Raw genomic sequence first — 16,517 nt, 5'->3', positions numbered from 1 at the left:
ACAGGCCCGCCTTCCGGCGGGCCTTCCTGTTTGCATTGAGCCAGGACAGCAAAAAACCAGGAACAGCCCCATGCACTATGAAACCCGCTATTGCACGCACTGCGCCACCCCCCTGCAGTGGGTGATCCAGGCCGAGGACGGCGGCGATGTATCGCGCCTGCGCTGCCCCGAGTGCGGCTGGACGCACTGGAACAATCCCACGCCCGTGCTGGCCGCCATCGTGGAGCTGGACGGCAAGGTGCTGCTGGCGCGCAATGCGGCCTGGCCCGAGAAGGTCTTCGGCCTGATCACGGGCTTCATGGAGGCCGGCGAGTCGCCCGAGGAGGGCGTGGCGCGCGAGGTGGCGGAGGAAACCGGCCTGAAGGCCGAGTCGCTGGAGCTGATCAGCGTGCATGAGTTCCTGCGCATGAACCAGGTGATCATCGCCTTCCATGTGCGCGCCAGCGGCCAGGTGCGGCTGTCGCCCGAGCTGCTGGAATACCGCCTGCTGGAGCCCGAGAAAGTCCAGGCCTGGCCTTCCGGCACGGGCATGGCGCTGGCCAAGTGGCTGCGCAGCCGGGGGCATGATCCTGTGATCCGTGACTTCTGGAAGCGTGCCGAGCAGGCCCAGGAGGCTGAAGCGAGTCGCGCCGATCAAGACACTGCTGCCGGCCTCAGCCGCGATGCCGCCTAGAATCCCAGGCTCAAGAGGTGCATCCGATGGAAATTCACAAGGAAATCGACACGCGCGGGCTCAACTGCCCGCTGCCCATTCTCAAGGCCAAGAAGGCGCTGGCCGAACTGGACAGCGGCCAGCTGCTCAAGGTGGTGGCCACGGATACCGGATCGCTGCGCGACTTCCAGGCCTTCGCCAAGCAGACCGGCAATGAGCTGGTGGAGCAGCAGACCGTGGGCGCGGAGTTCATCCACATCCTGCGCCGGCGCTGAGCGGCTGCACGCGGCTCGCTCCAAAGAAAAAGGCCTGCTTTCGCAGGCCTTTTGCATGGGGCAGGGGCGGCCCTGGGGCCCGGCCTCAGATGCTCAGGCCCTGCAGGTATTCGCGGAAGCTCGCGCCCACGTCCTCATGCTGTAGCGCCAGCTCCACCGTGGCCTGCAAAAAGCCTTCCTTGCTGCCGCAGTCGTAGCGCTTGCCCTGGTACTGGAAGGCGTAGACGGCTTCATGGGCCATCAGGCGTTCGATGGCGTCGGTCAGTTGGATCTCGCCGCCCACGCCCTTGGGCTGGTTGCGGATCTCCTCAAAGATGGCCGGTGTCAGCACATAGCGGCCGGCCACGCCCATGCGCGAGGGCGCCTTCTCGGGCGCGGGCTTTTCCACGATCTTCTCGATGCGCATCAGCGCGCCGCCGGCCGGCTCGCCGGCCACGATGCCGTAGCGCTTGGTCTGCTCCAGCGGCACTTCCTGCACGGCCAGCAGGGAGCGGCCCTGTTTCTGGAAAGCCGAGGTCATCTGGGCCATCACGCCCGGGCCGCCGGACTCGCCCACCATCAGGTCGTCGGCCAGCAGCACGGCAAAGGGCTCGTTGCCCACCAGCGGCTCGGCGCACAGCACGGCGTGGCCCAGGCCCAGGGAGCGCGGCTGGCGCACAAACAGGCAGTTCATGTCGGCGGGGCTGATGCTGCGCACCAGCTCCAGCATGGCCTGCTTGCCGGCGTTCTCCAGCTCGTTTTCCAGCTCGTAGGCGGTGTCGAAATGGTCCTCGATGGCGCGCTTGCTGCGGCCGGTGACGAAGATCATGTCGCGGATGCCGGCCTCGTAGGCCTCTTCCACGGCGTACTGGATCAGCGGCTTGTCCACCACGGGCAGCATCTCCTTGGGAGAGGCCTTGGTGGCGGGCAGAAAGCGCGTGCCGAGCCCGGCAACGGGAAACACGGCTTTGCGGACACGGGTCTGGGTGCTCATAAACGGATCTTTCAACCCAGGCGGGCGAGTTGTTCCTGGATGCGGATCAGCGTTGCGCCGAAGTCGGCCACGCGCTTCTTTTCCTGGTCGATGACGGCCGGGGGTGCCTTGGCCACGAAGGCCTCGTTGCCCAGCTTGGCATTGGCCTTGGTGATCTCGCCTTCCAGGCGTGTGGCCTCCTTGGACAGGCGGGCCTTTTCGGCAGCCACGTCGATCTCCACGAACAGCGCCAGGCGCGCCTCGCCCACCACGCAGACGGGCGCGGCCTGGGCGGCCTCGGCCCAGGCGGCTTCGTCGTCGAACACCTTGACTTCGCTGAGCTTGGCCAGGTTCTGAAGCACGGCGGCGTTGGTGCGCAGGAACTGCGCCTCGTCGGCCGAGCTGGCCACGGCCAGCAGCGGCAGGCGCTGTGCGGGCGACACGCCCATCTCGCCGCGCAGCGTGCGGCAGGCGTCGATCATCTGCTTGATGCGGCCCACGTAGGCGATGGCGGCCTCGTCGATCTTCTCGGGCTGGGCCTCGGGGTAGCGGGCCACGGCCACGGACTCGCCGGGCAGGCCGGCGACCGGAGCGACCTTCTGCCACAGGGCTTCGGTCACGAACGGGATGATGGGGTGGGCCAGGCGCAGGATGGCCTCCAGCGTGCGGATCAGCGTGCGGCGCGTGGCGCGCTGCTGGGCCTCGCTGCCGGTCTGGATCTGCACCTTGGCGATTTCCAGGTACCAATCGCAGAACTCGTTCCAGACGAAGTCGTACAGCGCGTTGGCCACGTTGTCCAGGCGGAATTCGGCAAAGCCCTTGGCCACTTCGGCCTCGACCTTCTGCAGCTGCGAGGTGATCCAGCGGTCGGGCTGGCTGAACTGCATGTAGCCCGCGAACTCGCCGCCGGCCTGGCATTGCTCCTTGGTGTGGGGCAGCAGGCCGCAGTCATGGCCTTCGCAGTTCATCAGCACGAAGCGGCTGGCGTTCCACAGCTTGTTGCAGAAGTTGCGGTAGCCCTCGCAGCGCTTGCTGTCGAAGTTGATGGAGCGGCCCAGCGAGGCCAGGGCCGCGAAGGTGAAGCGCAGCGCGTCGGCGCCGTAGGCGGGAATGCCCTCGGGGAATTCCTTTTGCGTGTTCTTGCGCACCTGGGGGGCGGTCTCGGGGCGGCGCAGGCCCTGGGTGCGCTTGTCCAGCAGGGTGTCCAGGTCGATGCCGTCGATCAGGTCCACGGGGTCGAGCACGTTGCCCTCGGACTTGCTCATCTTCTTGCCCTGGGCGTCACGCACCAGGCCATGCATGTAGACATGGCGGAAGGGCACGCGGCCCGTGAAGTGCGTGGTCATCATGATCATCCGGGCGACCCAGAAGAAGATGATGTCGTAGCCCGTGACCAGTACCGAGCTGGGCAGGTAGAGGTTGTAGTCATCGTCGGCCGCCTCGGTCTGGTTCGGCCAGCCCATGGTGGAGAACGGCACCAGGGCCGAGGAGTACCAGGTGTCCAGCACGTCCTCGTCACGCGTGAGCGTCTTGCCGGGGGCCTGAGCCTGGGCTTCTTCCTCGGTGCGGGCCACGTAGACCTTGCCGTCCTCGTCGTACCAGGCCGGAATCTGGTGGCCCCACCACAGCTGGCGCGAGATGCACCAGTCCTGGATGTTGTTCATCCACTGGTTGTAGGTGTTGACCCAGTTCTCGGGCACGAACTGCACCTGGCCGCTGGAGACGGCATCGATGGCCTTCTGTGCGATGGACTTGCCGGTGGCATCGCCTTCGCCCACCTTGTTCATGGCCACGAACCACTGGTCGGTCAGCATGGGCTCGATCACCTGGCCCGTGCGCGTGCAGATGGGCACCATGAGCTTGTGCTTCTTGGTCTCGACCAGCAGGCCGGCCGCGTCCAGGTCGGCCACGATGGCCTTGCGCGCCACGAAGCGGTCCATGCCGCGGTACTTCTCGGGCGCCTCGTCGTTGATGGTGGCCGTCAGCGTCAGCACGCAGATCATCGGCAGGCCGTGGCGCTGGCCGACGGCGTAGTCGTTGTTGTCATGCGCGGGCGTGACCTTGACCACGCCCGTGCCGAACTCGCGGTCCACGTAGTCGTCGGCAATGATGGGGATCTCGCGGCCCACCAGGGGCAGGATCACGGTCTTGCCGATCAGCGCCTGGTAGCGCTCGTCCTCGGGGTGCACCATCAGGGCTGCGTCGCCGAGCATGGTTTCCGGGCGCGTGGTGGCCACCACGAGCTGGCCCGAGCCGTCGGCCAGCGGGTAGGCGATGTGCCACAGCGAGCCGTCCTTTTCCTCGTTCTCGACCTCGAGGTCGGAGACGGCGGACATCAGCTTGGGGTCCCAGTTCACCAGGCGCTTGCCACGGTAGATCAGGCCCTGCTGGTACAGGCGCACGAAGGTCTCGTTGACGATGGACGACAGCTTGTCGTCCATGGTGAAGTACTCGCGGCTCCAGTCCACGCTGTCGCCCATGCGGCGCATCTGGCCGGTAATGGTGTTGCCGCTCTGGTTCTTCCATTCCCAGACCTTGCTCACGAAGTTCTTGCGCGCCTCGGGAGGCGTCGCGCCCATGTCGTGGCGGCTGGCAATGCCCTGCTCCTGCAGCTGGCGCTCCACCACGATCTGCGTGGCGATGCCCGCGTGGTCGGTGCCGGGCACCCAGACCGTGTTGTGGCCCTTCATGCGGTGGTAGCGCGTGAGGCTGTCCATGATGGTCTGGTTGAACGCATGGCCCATGTGCAGCGTGCCCGTCACATTGGGCGGCGGCAGCTGGATGGAGAACGATGGCTGGGATGCATCTGCCTGGCCCGTGCCGCGCACGCCGGCTGCGCCGTAGCCGCGCTTTTCCCATTCGGGGCCCCATTGGGCCTCGATGGCTGCGGGTTCAAACGATTTGGACAGGCTGTCGAGGCCTGGCTGGGCAATGGTGTCGCTCATGGCTTGCTTGCGGGGAATTGTGCGAATGGCGTTTGGCAAATGAAAACGGCATCCGTTGAAGGGATGCCGTCTGCATATGCGAAATGGATGACGGTTTGACGGGGATTCTACCGACCCCGTCCGCCTGCCTGTTCGCCGGGTCTTATTCAGGCCGCTGCGTCGGGGACGAACTCGGGCCGGTCGTTGCTCTGGGGCTTGAGCGGCTGGGCGGCCTTGCCTTCGGCGCGTTCCTTGCGCCATTGCTCCTTGCGTGCCGTCCACTCGTTCAGGCGGGCGTGGGCGGTGGTGCTTTCGCGCGCCATCTGCACTTCGTCGGCCAGCTGGGCCGACAGCTCCAGGCGGATGCCGTTGGGATCGAAGAAATAGATGCTCTTGAAGATGTGGTGGTCGGTCACGCCCAGCACCTCGATGCCATGCGCCACCAGGCGGGCCTTGGTGTTCTCCAGTTCCTCGACGGTGTCCACGCGGAAGGCGATGTGGTTGATCCACAGCGGCGTGTTGGGCGAGGGCAGGGCCTTTTCGTCGTCGCCGATGTCGAAGAAGGCGATGAACGAACCATCCTTCAGGCGGAAGAAGAAGTGCGTGTAGGGGCAGTACTCGCCCGTGCTGGGCACGTAGTCGCTCTGGATGATGTGGTAGAGCGGCAGGCCCAGGATGTCCTCGTAGAAGTGGCGGGTCTCCTCGGCATCGCGGGCCTTGTAGGCGTAGTGGTGCAGCTGCTGCACGGCGGCGGGCGGTGGCAGTGTGGACAGGTCGGGACGGGCGCTTGTGTTCATCGAATGTCTCCTTGGTGGATGTCTTGATTCTACTATTCGTAATCAATTTACCTAAATGAAATGTTGCGATGGATGCAGGGATATGCGCGCTGCGGTGTCCGGGCCACCTGCGGTGCCGAGTTGCCGCCAGCACTTGACCTTCAAGTCACTTCACGCTTTCTCATCGAGGTCCGATCCCCCCGCTTGCCATGGTCGCCATGGATGCGGCGGCCCTCTGTTCACAACCGTTTTCAAGTCAAGGAACCTCATGAGCGACAGCCATCAGCACGGCGACGTGCGCGCCCTGCCGGAATCCCGTCTCTGGTTTGCCTTCGGATTGACCGGCACCTTCATGGTGGTGGAGATCATCGGCGGCATGGTCACGGGCAGCCTGGCCCTGATCTCCGACGCCATGCACATGCTGACCGACGCGATGGCGCTGCTGCTGGCCCTGGTGGCCATACGCGCCGGCCGCAAGGCAGCCGACCTGCTGCGCACCTACGGCTATGCGCGCTTCGAGATCCTGGCCGCCGCCGTCAACGCACTGGTGCTGCTGGGCGTGGCCTTCTACATCCTGTATGAGGCCTACCGCCGCCTGTCGGCACCCGCGGAAATCCAGTCCCTGGGCATGATGGCGGTGGCGGCCGCGGGCCTGGTGATCAATCTGATCTCCATGCGCCTGCTGTCGGGCGGCAAGGACGAGAGCCTGAACGTGAAGGGCGCGTACCTGGAGGTATGGGCTGACATGCTGGGCTCGATCGGCGTGCTCGCCGGTGCCGCGCTGATCTGGCTGACGGGCTGGCGGTGGATCGACTCGGCGGTGGCCGTGGGCATCGGCTTCATGGTGTTCCCGCGGACCTGGACCCTGCTGCGCGAGTGCATCAATATCCTGCTGGAAGGCGTGCCCTCCGGGATGAACCTGCAGGCGGTGCGCGAGACGATTGCGGGCACGGCAGGCGTGGCAGCAATCCACGATGTCCACCTGTGGGCGGTCACGCAGAGCAAGCCCATGCTGACCGGCCATGTGGTGCTGCTGCCCGGCGCGGACGGCGAGCAGGTGCGTCGCGATATCGAAGACAGGCTGCAGGCCGGCTTCGACCTGCACCATACGACGCTGCAGATGGAGCGCGAGGACCGCTCCCCGGCAGAGCACATCCACTAGGATGCCAGTCTTCATGGACCACACCCGGAGTGCACCGATGCTTGAGCTTCGACCCAACTGCGAATGCTGCGACAAGGACCTGCCGCCAGAGTCCGCCGAGGCCCGCATCTGCACCTTCGAGTGCACGTTCTGTGCCGGCTGTGCGGATCATGTGCTGCACGGCGCCTGCCCCAACTGCGGTGGCGAGCTGGTGGCCAGGCCGCGCCGGCCGGCGGACAAGCTGGAGCGGTATCCGGCCTCGACGAAGCGGGTGCTCAAGGCCGGTGGCTGCGCTGTACGGGCCTGATCAGAGCACAGGCCTGGCTCTGCGGCCACGGAACGCAGCCTCCACCGCCAGCACGGCTGCAAAACCCATCACATAGGCCAGCACATCCCACCAGTCGGCCGTGCTGCCCAGCACGATGCGCAAGGCGCGGTTGGGAATGTGCAACTGGAAGGTCGATGCCAGGAACTGGCCCAGCTCCACCAGCAGGCCCACGCACAGTGCGGCCGATGCCAGCGTCAGCACGCGCGCGGCGATCATGGTCTTGAACACGGCATAGACCCAGGCCACGGCCATCACGTCGCCGAAGAAGCTGCGCACCCAGCCCCAGCGCGCGCCGACGGTGGCCAGCAGCACGAGCAGGACAAACAGGGCCACCGCCCACGCCAGGGAAACAGGATCAAAACGCCATCGCATGGCCGCCATCATCGGGCCAAAAGCGGGTCCGGTCAGCGAGCCGGGTGCGCAGTGCCTTGCGCAGTGGTGGCCAGTGGGTGCGCTATCCCGCCATCGCCGTAGCTGCCCACCACCTGGGCGATCACCACCTGGTAGCCCTTGAGCCAGCGCGCCTGTTGCCGCTTGGCCTCTATATGCGCAGGGTGGCGCATCAGCTCTTGCAGCGCCTCCCAGGTCTGCCAGTAGTAGACGTTGGAGACCAGGCCTGTGGCGGGGTTCTCCCAGGCCTCTTCGCCCAGGTAGCCGGGGATGGCGCGGGCGATCGCGGCGATCCGGCCGTCAAGGGCATGGAACTGCGCGTCGTATTCGCCCGGCGCGAAGGTGAAGGTGGAGGTGTACATCGGTGGTTGGCAACCTGTGTGAGGGTGGCTGGCGCTAGATGCGCGGCGCCGCATCCATGGCGCGGGCCAGCGGCTCCTGTCCGCGCTCGCGCAGCGCGCCGATGGCGCCTTCCAGGTCGCGGGCCTGCCGGTTCTGGCTGAGCTTGGCCTTGCCCTCCAGGCGGGTGATGCGGATCTGCAGGCCGACGATGGCCTGCAGCATGCCGTCGATGAATTCCCGCGGCGAGTCGGACATCTTCCAGGGCTGGGCCTGCGATGCCTCATGGACCCGGGTGAGCCGGCCGACCAGGCCGCGCACGAATCTCTCGTCGTCATGGATGCTGATTTGCCCGTGCACATGCACGGCCTCGTAGTTCCAGGTGGGCACCAGGCGGTGCGTCTCGTGCTTGCTTGGATACCAGCTGGGCGAGATATAGCCTTCGGCACCACGGAAGATGACCAGCACCTCGGCGCCGTCGCGGCACTGCTGCCAGATGGGATTGGCGCGGGCCACATGGGCGCTCAGCGTGCCCATCTCCCCTGGGGCCGCATCCAGCAGGAACGGCAGGTGGTTGGCGTCCAGCACGCCGTTGGCCTGGGTGACGAGCGTGCCCAGGGGGTAGCTGCGGATCAGGCCGTGCAGGCTGCCGGAATCGGTGAGGGAGAAATGGGCGGGCGTGTACATGGAGCTTGGCGCAACGGTGGACCGGCATCGGGGGAAACCGGACTATCCACCATCCCTGGCACAATGAAAAATCCAGTTTTGTGATTTTTTGGAAGACCAGTTGAAGTCCCATTTCGCCGCCAATGCCGGGGCTGCGCCCAGCGCCCGCCGCATCCACGAATGGCTGAAATCCCAGATGGCCGACGGCAGCCTGGCCGTGGGCGCGCGCCTGCCTTCCACCCGCGCGCTGGCGCTGGACCTGGGTGTGTCGCGCACCACCGTCACGGCGGCCTACGAGCAGCTTGCGGCCGAGGGCTATCTGGAGACTGCACAGGGCGCCCGGGCGCGCGTGGCAGCTGGCGCGGAGCAGCGCAGCCGCGCGCCCCGCATTGCGGCTGCGGCGCAGGATTGCCGATCCCGCCTGTCTTCCTATGGACGGCGCGTGGATGCGCTGGCGCAGGCCCAGCCCGCTCGCGCCTGGGATGAAGGGCCTGCCGTGATCGACTTTCTCTACGGCGCCCTGGCCTTTGACGACTTTCCCACGCTGGCCTGGCGGCGCGCCTACAACCGCGCCATCGTGCAGCGCCAGTCTTCCCTGTCCTACGACGCGCCCGAAGGCGAGCCGGCGCTGCGCATGGCGCTGCAAGGCTATCTGCGAAGGGCGCGGGGGCTTGTCTGTTCGGCCGATCAGATAGTGGTGGTGCAGGGCTCGCAGCAGGCCATCGACCTGTGCGCGCGCGTGCTGGTCGATCCGGGCGAGACCGTGCTGATGGAAGAGCCCTGCTACCTGATGGCGCGCCGCGTGTTCGAGGCCCAGGGCGCATGCCTGCAGGAAATGGCCGTCGATGAACAGGGCCTGGATACCTCGGCGCTGGCCGGGCGCCAGGCGCGGCTGGCCTATGTCACGCCCTCGCACCAGTTTCCGCTGGGCGGCGTGCTGCCCATAGGCCGCAGGCAGCAACTGCTGGCCTGGGCGCGCGCCACGGGTGCCTGGATTCTGGAGGACGACTACGACGGCGAATTCCGCTACGGGCTGCGCCCCATCGACGCCCTGCAGTCCATTGACGAGGTGGGTTGCGTCATCCATGTCGGCACCTTCTCCAAGGCCTTGTCCCCGCAGATGCGCATGGGCTACCTGGTGCTGCCGCCGTCCCTGGTGCCCGTGTTCCGGGAAGCCCGGCGGCTGGCCGACCGGCATGCGCCGCGCCTGGACCAGCTGGTGCTGGCCGCGCTGATCGAGGACGGCAGCTACGAGCGCCATGTGCGCGCTGCCCGCCGTCGCAACGAAGGCCGGCGGGCGGCATTGCTGCAGGCGCTGGAGCGGCACCTGCCGGGCGCGGTGCAGGTCGAAGGCTCGGCCTCCGGCCTGCATGTGGTGGCCTGGGTGCCTGCCGTGCATCAGCGCGATGAGATTGCCCTGGTGCGGCTGGCGCGAGAGCGTGGCGTGGGCGTTCGCCCCATCTCGCCGCTCTATGCGGCCGGTGATGCTCATCGCCGCCAGTCCTGCGCCGGGTTGGTCCTGGGTTATGCGAGCCTGCAGCCGCAGGCCATCGAGCAAGGGGTGCGCAGGCTGGCAGGCGTGGTCAGGAGGTGGCAGGCCCGGCCCGCCACGCAAAAAAGCCCGTGACCGGCTTCCGGATCACGGGCTTTGGGTCGCATCGCCCCGAAAGGCACTGCGGCGAATACCGTTTTACTGCTGCTTGACCGCTTCGATGGACATCACCAGGCGCACTTGCTTGGGGAAGCCGTAGTCCACGCCGTAGTTCACGCCGAAGGCGGTGCGGTCGATCACGGCCTCGAAGTCGCCGCCGCAGGTCTCGCGCTTTTGCAGCATGGCGTTGGGGTAGCAGGTGAACTTGTTGGCCTTGATGGTCACGGGCTGGGTCTTGTCCAGGATGGTCAGCTGGCCGGTGACTTCCTTGAGCTTGTCGCCGTCGAAGACGAACTTGTCGGAGACGAACTTGGCCTGGGGGAACTTGGCCACGTTGAAGATGTCGGCGCTCTTGAGATGCTTGTCGAAGGCGGCGGTGCCCGAGCTCAGCGAGTCCATTTCCAGCACGACTTCGACCTTGCCGGCCTTGGCGTCACGGTCGAATTCCACGGTGCCGCTCTTCTTGTCGAAGCGCACGCGGTTGGTCGAGGCACCGTTGTGGTCGATCTCGAACGTGGCGAAGGTGTGCGTCGGGTCGATGGCGTAGGTTGCGGGAGCCGCCTGGGCAGCGGTGGCGAACAGGCCGGCAATGGCCAGGGCAAACACGGAAGTGCGCATGAAAGAACTCCTAGGTTGGGGTTGCACGAAACGGAAAAGAAAACGGCCAATGCTGGGCAAGAGTGCCGCTTACAGCTTGCCCACGCCGGTCAGGGCCAGCTTGAATTGCACCTGGACCTCGTCGGCCACCATGGAGGTATCGCCCCATTCGCCTTCGCCGATCTTGAACTGCAGGCGCTTGAGCGGCAGCGTGCCGGTGGCCGTGGTCGTGGTGCCGGACTGTGCCAGTTGCACGGGAATGCTCACGTTCTGGACCTGGCCCTTGATGCTGAGCTTGCCGTCCACCTGGTACTTGCCGCCGCCCAGCGCCTTGACGGCCGTGGAGTCGAAGACGGCCTGGGGGAATTTGGCGACATTGAACCAATCGGCCTTGGGCAGCTCGGCATCGGTTTCCTTGGCGCCCATGGTGGCGCTGCCGGTGTCCACGGTGAAGCGGATCTTGCTGGTGTCGGGCTTGGCCGTGTCGAACTGGACCTGGGCGTCGAATTTCTTGAAGTGGCCCTGCAGGGGCACGCCCATCTGCTTGGCCGTGAAGTTCACGGCGCTCTGGGCGGGAACGAGCTTTTGCTCGGCCAGGGCCGCCTGGCAGGTCAGGGCCGCAGCGGCCAGGGCAATGGTGGTCAGCGTGGCGGAAAAGCGCATGGCAGGACTCCTTTGGGGGTCGGGAAACATTCGATAGGGGATGGCTGGGGCGCGCGCAGCGCGGTGCGCAGGCCCTGGCTGGGGGAGAAAACTCAGGCGCGGCCCGGCAGCATGCGGGAGATGAGGCCGTCGCGGTCGATGAACTGGTGCTTGAGGGCGGCGCCCACATGCATGGCGATCAGCGCGACCAGGGCCCAGGCCGCCCAGCCGTGCAGGGGCTTGAGGGTTTCGGCCAGCTCGGGGCTTGCGCTCACGAAGTCGGGCAGGGGCAGCACGCCGAGGAAGACGATGGGAAAGCCGGCCGCCGAGCTGTAGGCCCAGCCCAGCAGGGGCACGGCAAAGAACAGCAGGTACATGGCGTGGTGGGTGCCGTTGTGGGCCCAGTGCTGCCATTGGGGCATGGCGCGGGCCACGGCGGCGGGCAGTTCGGGCGGGCGATGGGTGATGCGCCAGACCAGGCGCAGCAGGCTCAGCGTCAACAGCGTGACGCCCAGCCACTTGTGCCAGTTGTAGAGCTTCAGGCGCGAGGGCGAGAACGGCAGGCCTGTCATGTACCAGCCCAGGGCCAGGGCGGCGATCAGGCCCAGGGCCAGCAGCCAGTGGGCAGCCATGGCCACGCCGTTGTAGCGCGTGGCTTTGGAGGAGGATTTTGCTGGCGCGTTGGCGCGGGCTGGGGACTCTGTCATGGATGGCGGCAGGCTTTGGAACCGTTCAGGGCCCCTGCAAAGGGGCCCTGGATGGCAAGAAAGGGTGCGGTGCGCTCTGCGTGGACTTCGTGCACTGCGGACAACGTGCAGTGTAGGAAGCGGCAAATCCAAAAGAGTTCAGCGGTATTGACGGCTCGATTCAAAAAAGATGAAGGCTCGCCGTGCCGCGCGGAGGGCTCAGGGCCGGGTCGGATCGGCAGGCAGCACGACCACGGACTGCGCTGCCTGCTTCCAGGCGGCAGCCGCTGCATCGGCATCGCCGCGGTGCTCGGCCATCAGGGCCAGGCGCTGCCAGGCGCGGGTGCGCAGTGCGCTTTCCTGCAGGTGGGGGGCTGCGCGCAGCAACAGCTGCTGGGCCTTGCCCCAGAGCTGGCGCTGCACGCATGCCATGCCGGCCAGGTATTGCAGGCGGGCTTCGCGTGGATGGGCATTGCTGGCCGCCTCGATGCGAGCCAGCCAGGCGCCGTCCAGGCCGTCCAGGCAGGGCTCCAGCACCTGGACCAGGCGCGGCAGGTGGGATTCGCTGCGCGGGCCTGCGTGGGACAGCAGGCGCTCCCACACGGGCAGCAGCCAGGCACGGGCCTGCGCGGCCTCGCCGCCCAGGGCCATGAGACGCGATGCGGCCGGCAGCGCAATCTCGGGCATGGCGCGCTCTTCCGTGTCCAGCGACAGCCAGAAGTGCTGCAGCTGCGTGGTGTCGCGTGCCTCGTTGATGCTCTCCAGTACCAGGCCGCGCACCACGCTGGCGGCGGCCGCGGGCGAGAAGGCGCGGTGCTTGGCCAGCAGGCGCGCCGTGTCCAGCGCCGTCGATGTCTGGCCTGCCAGGCGCGAGGCCTTCAGGCGGATGCGCAGCGCGATCGTGCGGCGTGCCGCGCCCTGGGGCAGTTCGGCCAGGCGGCGCAGTGCGTCGGATGCGTCGCGGTCGTCCAGGGCCCAGCGCGCGGCGCGCATCTGTGCGCCTTCGCGCATTTCCTGCTCCTGGGCGTTGCCCTGGGCCGGTGCGTTGGCCAGGACCTCACGCCAATGGTGGTCGCGCTGCTGGCGGTCCTGCAGGGCATGGGAGGCATCGGCGGCCACCATGTGGGCGGCGGCGCGCAGCCGCATGCCGTGCGGCACGGCGGCATGGGTCTCGGCCAGGGACTCTTCCATGGCCAGGGCCGCCAGCGCGGACTTGCGTGCGCGCAGGAAGCGGCCGGCCTGCTGGTGCGACAGGGCTTCCAGCAGGCTGTGGTGCATGGCGCGCTCTTTCTGCTGGCTGCGCCAGCGCCGCGCCTGGTGCGGCATCTGCAGCAGCGCGGCCAGCGCGCGCAGCGCGGCATACAGCAGCACGAAGGCCAGCACGATGATGGCAATGGCCAGGTTCAGTGACAGGTCCAGCCGGTAGGGCGCCCAGAACAGGGTCACCGTGCCCTGGTTGGAGCCCGCGAACAAGGCGGCCGCAACGGCCATGCCGAACAAACCGATCAACCACAGTGCAGCGCGCATTCGTCTGTCTCCCGGCTGCTCAGCGGCCTGCGGCGGCCGTTGCCAGGGCCGCCAGGGTTTCCTGCAGCGCAGGCTGTTCGGTGGTGCGCAGATTGGCCTGGATCTGTTGCAGCTGGGCCTGCACGATCTGGGTGCGCCGCGCGGCAGGATCAAAGTACTTGTTCACGGCCATCCCGGAAGCTGCCAGGTCGGCCCGCGCCGCATCCCACTGGCGCGACAGCAGGGCCAGGCGCGAGTTCAGCAGCTTGAGCTTGAGGTTCTCGCGCAGGAAATAGGCCTGTTCCGGCGCCAGCAGGATGGCGTCCGGGTGGTCTATGCGGCTGACGCGCAGCAGGTCCTGGGCTTCTTCGCGCACGGCCGTCCAGCCGCGCTCGCCCCAGGATTGCCACCAGCGCCATTCGGTGGGGCTGCCCTCGATGGGGGCGGGCTCGGGCTGGCGGGCCGCCTGGCCGGCCACGCCGCGATGGCGGCTGGCGCGTGGCTGGGCCACGGCGTTGAGCAGGGGCATCTCGTCGACCAGGCGCACCAGGTCCTCGATGCGCGTGAGCAGGCCGGCGGTGTCGGTCACGCTCATGCGGGCCAGCCGTTCCAGGTCGCGGTCCAGCGCGCGCATGACCGGGGCCAGCCGGGGCTGGGCGGCGCGTTCAATGCGCTGGCGGGCGTTCTTGAGCGTGGCCACCAGCGGCTGCAGGCTGCCGGACAGCTCGGCCTGCTGCTGTGCCAGGCGGATGGAGGATTCGATGTCCACCACCAGGTTTTCGTCGCGCGAGCGCGACATGCTTTGCAGGAGTTCGTCGAGCTGCGTGCGCTGCAGAGACAGCTCGGCAATGCGCGCCTCCATGACCGAGGTGCGCGCCGCGCTATCGCGGGCCAGGTCCTGGGCATCGCGCGCCAGGGTGCGGGCCTCGACCGACTGGGAGCCGGACTGCGCGGACTGGCGCGCCAGCTGTTCCTGGATATTGCCCAGGCGCTGCCACAGCATGCCGCAGGCAATGAGCGCCGCGACGGCCACGGCGCCCACGCCGTAGACCAGGGCCGAGGAGCCGCCGCGCAGTTCTGCAGCGGGGCTGCTTTGGGCGGAGCCGGCTGCGAAGGCTGCTGCGGAGGATGCGGGCGTTAGGTCCTGCGGGGTGGGGCGGTCTTGCGCTGCGTCGGAACTCATGGCGACGATTCTATCGACGCAACCACGTCCTCCAGAGCGGGCCGGCATTGCTTGACATCTCCGAATCCCATGTGTCTTGCCTGGGCAGCGATTCGCTCGTGCGTAGCGAGCGCTCGCGCTTTTTGCCACGATTGGGCCGGCAGGAGCTGTTGCAGGTTGGCAACGGATTCGGCGCTGCTGAGCAGCCACAGCGTGCCATCTTCGGCCGCCTGGCGTGCCAGTGCCGTCTGGGCTGCATCCCAGGCAGGCAGTTCGCGCTGGTAGACGGCCAGCATTTCGACCTGGGCACCTGCCTCGCGCAGTCGGGCGGCCAGCCAATCGCGGCCGGCGCCTGCCGTGGCCGGCACGGTCCTAGGCGCTCCTGCCTGGCTGTCGCCGCGCACGATGAGCACGCGGTCGCCCGCATGGATCTGGTCATGCACGCGCTGCCATAGCGTTTCGGATTCGAACTGGGCGGCGTCCGGCGGCGGGCCGTCGATCTGTGCTGGCGCAATGCCCAGGGCCAGCAGCGCCTGGGCGGTGCCGGGGCCGGGCGTCCAGGCGCGGGTGGAGGCCGGAAGCCGTGCGGGGTCGGTGCCGAAGAAATGCTGGACGGCGTTGCCGCTGACGAACATCACGGCGCGGTAGCCCGGGCCTTCGCGCAGCGCGTTGCGGGCGGCCTGCAAGGCCTGTTGCGTGGCCGCATCGCGGCAGGGGCCTATGGCCATCAGTGCCAGCGCCTGGGCTGGAAGGCCCCGGGCCTGCAGCGCATCCACCCACGCGGCCGCGTCATGGGCCGGGCGGGTGACGAGTATGCGCGGTGGCATGTGGGCGTGCCGTCTAGAGCTTGGGGGCCGGCTGGGCGCCCGCCGCCTGCAGCAGCGCAGCCACGTGCTGGCCCAGCGCGTCTGCGCTGGCGAAGTCGGTGACGGTGGCATCGGCGCGCACCTGCACCAGCGGCAGCCGGCCTTCCGGGTCTCCCCAGGCTGCGTCCAGGCGCAGTTGCTGGCCGTCGAATGTGCCGTGCGCCGCCAGCGGCATGGAGCAACTGCCGCCCATGCAGCGGCTGACGGCGCGCTCGGCGGTCACGGTCAGCCAGGTGGTCTGGTGGGCCAGCGGGGCCAGCGCGTCGATCAGGTCCTGGCGGTCGGCGCGCACCTCGATGCCCAGCGCGCCCTGGCCTGCGGCAGGCAGCATGCCGGCGGGCTCGAACCTGGCGCGGATGCGGTCGGCCAGGCCCAGGCGCATCAGGCCGGCAGCGGCCAGCACGATGGCGTCGTAGTGGCCTTCGTCCAGCTTGCGCAGGCGGGTGTTCACGTTGCCGCGCAGCGGCTCTATCCTCAGGTCGGGGCGCAGGGCCTGCAGCAGTGCCTGGCGGCGCAGGCTCGATGTGCCGACGACGGCGCCCTGCGGCAGCTCGGCCAGCGCGGCGTAGCGATTGGAGACAAAAGCGTCGCGCGGGTCTTCGCGTTCCATCACGCAGGCCAGCACAAAGCCTTCGGGCAGCTCCATGGGCACGTCCTTGAGCGAGTGCACGGCGATGTGGGCGCGTCCTTCTTCCAGCGCCACTTCCAGCTCCTTGACGAACAGGCCCTTGCCGCCCACCTTGGACAGCGTGCGGTCCAGGATCTGGTCGCCCTTGGTGGTCATGCCCAGCAGTTCCACTTCATGCCCCCGGGCGCGCAGCAGTGCCTGGACATGCTCGGCCTGCCACAGTGCCAGCTGGCTCTCGCGCGTGGCGATCACGATGGAGTGGGGGATCAGTGGTTTGGTATTCATCAGGAGCCTCGGGGGGAGCGCGGGATGCTAGCATGCTGCGCCGCAGTAAAC

At 67.7% G+C, this 16,517-nt stretch carries 18 protein-coding genes; 5 read left to right on the top strand and 13 right to left on the bottom strand.

The window, feature by feature from the left end:
• The first annotated feature begins 70 nt into the window (after window positions 1-70).
• Both ACF8LI_RS20535 and ACF8LI_RS20530 read left to right on the top strand, forming a co-directional pair.
• Entirely contained in the window at window positions 71-673 is a 603-nt protein-coding gene (locus tag ACF8LI_RS20535) for an NUDIX domain-containing protein (protein WP_016452506.1), read from the top strand.
• Window positions 674-699: 26 nt separating this feature from the next.
• Window positions 700-927: a sulfurtransferase TusA family protein gene (locus ACF8LI_RS20530; protein ID WP_012204137.1), complete on the top strand. Its 228-nt coding sequence runs from the start codon at window positions 700-702 to the stop codon at window positions 925-927.
• 85 nt (window positions 928-1,012) lie between these two features.
• Here ACF8LI_RS20530 and galU read toward each other — a convergent pair whose 3' ends face one another.
• From galU to ACF8LI_RS20515, 3 genes are all read right to left on the bottom strand, one after another.
• Window positions 1,013-1,900: a UTP--glucose-1-phosphate uridylyltransferase GalU gene (gene galU, locus ACF8LI_RS20525; RefSeq protein WP_016448953.1), complete on the bottom strand. Its 888-nt coding sequence runs from the start codon at window positions 1,898-1,900 to the stop codon at window positions 1,013-1,015.
• Between the two features lie 11 nt (window positions 1,901-1,911).
• A complete protein-coding gene (locus ACF8LI_RS20520; RefSeq protein ID WP_392412777.1) occupies window positions 1,912-4,824 on the bottom strand; it encodes a valine--tRNA ligase in 2,913 nt (970 codons plus the stop codon).
• 146 nt (window positions 4,825-4,970) lie between these two features.
• A complete protein-coding gene (locus ACF8LI_RS20515; protein WP_012204140.1) occupies window positions 4,971-5,600 on the bottom strand; it encodes a VOC family protein in 630 nt (209 codons plus the stop codon).
• 247 nt (window positions 5,601-5,847) lie between these two features.
• On the opposite strand from ACF8LI_RS20515, the gene ACF8LI_RS20510 reads away from it, so the two are divergent.
• Together ACF8LI_RS20510 and ACF8LI_RS20505 are read left to right on the top strand one after the other, a co-directional pair.
• Window positions 5,848-6,741, top strand: coding sequence for a cation diffusion facilitator family transporter (locus ACF8LI_RS20510; RefSeq protein ID WP_043790489.1), 894 nt, complete (start codon window positions 5,848-5,850; stop codon window positions 6,739-6,741).
• 37 nt (window positions 6,742-6,778) lie between these two features.
• Window positions 6,779-7,027: a DUF1272 domain-containing protein gene (locus tag ACF8LI_RS20505; protein WP_012204142.1), complete on the top strand. Its 249-nt coding sequence runs from the start codon at window positions 6,779-6,781 to the stop codon at window positions 7,025-7,027.
• On the opposite strand, the gene ACF8LI_RS20500 is transcribed toward ACF8LI_RS20505, so the two are convergent.
• From ACF8LI_RS20500 to ACF8LI_RS20490, 3 genes are read right to left on the bottom strand one after another with little or no spacing between them, the layout of a single operon-like run.
• Window positions 7,028-7,432: a DUF2809 domain-containing protein gene (locus ACF8LI_RS20500; RefSeq protein ID WP_392412775.1), complete on the bottom strand. Its 405-nt coding sequence runs from the start codon at window positions 7,430-7,432 to the stop codon at window positions 7,028-7,030.
• Window positions 7,433-7,452: 20 nt separating this feature from the next.
• Window positions 7,453-7,800, bottom strand: a complete 348-nt coding sequence (locus tag ACF8LI_RS20495; RefSeq protein ID WP_392412773.1) for an antibiotic biosynthesis monooxygenase family protein — start codon at window positions 7,798-7,800, stop codon at window positions 7,453-7,455.
• Between the two features lie 34 nt (window positions 7,801-7,834).
• Entirely contained in the window at window positions 7,835-8,464 is a 630-nt protein-coding gene (locus tag ACF8LI_RS20490; protein ID WP_392412771.1) for an FMN-binding negative transcriptional regulator, read from the bottom strand.
• Window positions 8,465-8,564: 100 nt separating this feature from the next.
• Between ACF8LI_RS20490 and ACF8LI_RS20485 the strand changes: the two genes are divergently transcribed.
• Window positions 8,565-10,070 (top strand): PLP-dependent aminotransferase family protein, encoded by a 1,506-nt coding sequence (locus tag ACF8LI_RS20485; RefSeq protein ID WP_392412769.1) that lies wholly within the window; start codon window positions 8,565-8,567, stop codon window positions 10,068-10,070.
• Between the two features lie 63 nt (window positions 10,071-10,133).
• Here the strand turns inward: ACF8LI_RS20485 and ACF8LI_RS20480 are convergent, their stop codons facing one another.
• From ACF8LI_RS20480 to hemC, 7 genes are all read right to left on the bottom strand, one after another.
• On the bottom strand, window positions 10,134-10,712 hold the full coding sequence (locus ACF8LI_RS20480) for a YceI family protein (protein WP_016448945.1): 579 nt from the start codon (window positions 10,710-10,712) through the stop codon (window positions 10,134-10,136).
• A gap of 69 nt (window positions 10,713-10,781) precedes the next feature.
• Entirely contained in the window at window positions 10,782-11,354 is a 573-nt protein-coding gene (locus tag ACF8LI_RS20475) for a YceI family protein (RefSeq protein ID WP_392412767.1), read from the bottom strand.
• 92 nt (window positions 11,355-11,446) lie between these two features.
• The gene (locus tag ACF8LI_RS20470) at window positions 11,447-12,040 is read right to left on the bottom strand and encodes a cytochrome b (RefSeq protein WP_392412765.1); all 594 of its coding nucleotides are present in this window, start codon (window positions 12,038-12,040) and stop codon (window positions 11,447-11,449) included.
• Between the two features lie 198 nt (window positions 12,041-12,238).
• Window positions 12,239-13,546, bottom strand: a complete 1,308-nt coding sequence (locus ACF8LI_RS20465) for a heme biosynthesis HemY N-terminal domain-containing protein (protein ID WP_046986500.1) — start codon at window positions 13,544-13,546, stop codon at window positions 12,239-12,241.
• 19 nt (window positions 13,547-13,565) lie between these two features.
• The gene (locus tag ACF8LI_RS20460) at window positions 13,566-14,708 is read right to left on the bottom strand and encodes a uroporphyrinogen-III C-methyltransferase (RefSeq protein ID WP_034348890.1); all 1,143 of its coding nucleotides are present in this window, start codon (window positions 14,706-14,708) and stop codon (window positions 13,566-13,568) included.
• A complete protein-coding gene (locus ACF8LI_RS20455; protein WP_209670791.1) occupies window positions 14,705-15,514 on the bottom strand; it encodes a uroporphyrinogen-III synthase in 810 nt (269 codons plus the stop codon). Before ACF8LI_RS20455 ends, ACF8LI_RS20460 begins: the two co-directional genes overlap by 4 nt.
• A 13-nt stretch (window positions 15,515-15,527) precedes the next feature.
• Window positions 15,528-16,466, bottom strand: a complete 939-nt coding sequence (hemC, locus tag ACF8LI_RS20450) for a hydroxymethylbilane synthase (protein WP_047217787.1) — start codon at window positions 16,464-16,466, stop codon at window positions 15,528-15,530.
• Between the last annotated feature and the right edge of the window lie 51 nt (window positions 16,467-16,517).

Origin of the sequence: Delftia sp. WSY_12 (assembly GCF_043104645.1) — a bacterium.
In the GTDB taxonomy this organism is placed as follows: Bacteria; Pseudomonadota; Gammaproteobacteria; order Burkholderiales; family Burkholderiaceae_C; genus Comamonas; species Comamonas tsuruhatensis.
The sequence above is the reverse complement of the archived record's forward strand: the minus strand, read 5'-3'. Positions and strand labels throughout refer to the sequence as shown.

Bases quoted from the DNA above. Each gene is read 5' to 3' on its own strand.
- ACF8LI_RS20535 (WP_016452506.1), top strand. From the start codon at position 71: ATGCACTATGAAACCCGCTATTGCACGCACTGCGCCACCCCCCTGCAG.
- ACF8LI_RS20530 (WP_012204137.1), top strand. From the start codon at position 700: ATGGAAATTCACAAGGAAATCGACACGCGCGGGCTCAACTGCCCGCTG.
- galU (WP_016448953.1), bottom strand. From the start codon at position 1,900: ATGAGCACCCAGACCCGTGTCCGCAAAGCCGTGTTTCCCGTTGCCGGG.
- ACF8LI_RS20520 (WP_392412777.1), bottom strand. From the start codon at position 4,824: ATGAGCGACACCATTGCCCAGCCAGGCCTCGACAGCCTGTCCAAATCG.
- ACF8LI_RS20515 (WP_012204140.1), bottom strand. From the start codon at position 5,600: ATGAACACAAGCGCCCGTCCCGACCTGTCCACACTGCCACCGCCCGCC.
- ACF8LI_RS20510 (WP_043790489.1), top strand. From the start codon at position 5,848: ATGAGCGACAGCCATCAGCACGGCGACGTGCGCGCCCTGCCGGAATCC.
- ACF8LI_RS20505 (WP_012204142.1), top strand. From the start codon at position 6,779: ATGCTTGAGCTTCGACCCAACTGCGAATGCTGCGACAAGGACCTGCCG.
- ACF8LI_RS20500 (WP_392412775.1), bottom strand. From the start codon at position 7,432: ATGATGGCGGCCATGCGATGGCGTTTTGATCCTGTTTCCCTGGCGTGG.
- ACF8LI_RS20495 (WP_392412773.1), bottom strand. From the start codon at position 7,800: ATGTACACCTCCACCTTCACCTTCGCGCCGGGCGAATACGACGCGCAG.
- ACF8LI_RS20490 (WP_392412771.1), bottom strand. From the start codon at position 8,464: ATGTACACGCCCGCCCATTTCTCCCTCACCGATTCCGGCAGCCTGCAC.
- ACF8LI_RS20480 (WP_016448945.1), bottom strand. From the start codon at position 10,712: ATGCGCACTTCCGTGTTTGCCCTGGCCATTGCCGGCCTGTTCGCCACC.
- ACF8LI_RS20475 (WP_392412767.1), bottom strand. From the start codon at position 11,354: ATGCGCTTTTCCGCCACGCTGACCACCATTGCCCTGGCCGCTGCGGCC.
- ACF8LI_RS20470 (WP_392412765.1), bottom strand. From the start codon at position 12,040: ATGACAGAGTCCCCAGCCCGCGCCAACGCGCCAGCAAAATCCTCCTCC.
- ACF8LI_RS20465 (WP_046986500.1), bottom strand. From the start codon at position 13,546: ATGCGCGCTGCACTGTGGTTGATCGGTTTGTTCGGCATGGCCGTTGCG.
- ACF8LI_RS20460 (WP_034348890.1), bottom strand. From the start codon at position 14,708: ATGAGTTCCGACGCAGCGCAAGACCGCCCCACCCCGCAGGACCTAACG.
- ACF8LI_RS20455 (WP_209670791.1), bottom strand. From the start codon at position 15,514: ATGCCACCGCGCATACTCGTCACCCGCCCGGCCCATGACGCGGCCGCG.
- hemC (WP_047217787.1), bottom strand. From the start codon at position 16,466: ATGAATACCAAACCACTGATCCCCCACTCCATCGTGATCGCCACGCGC.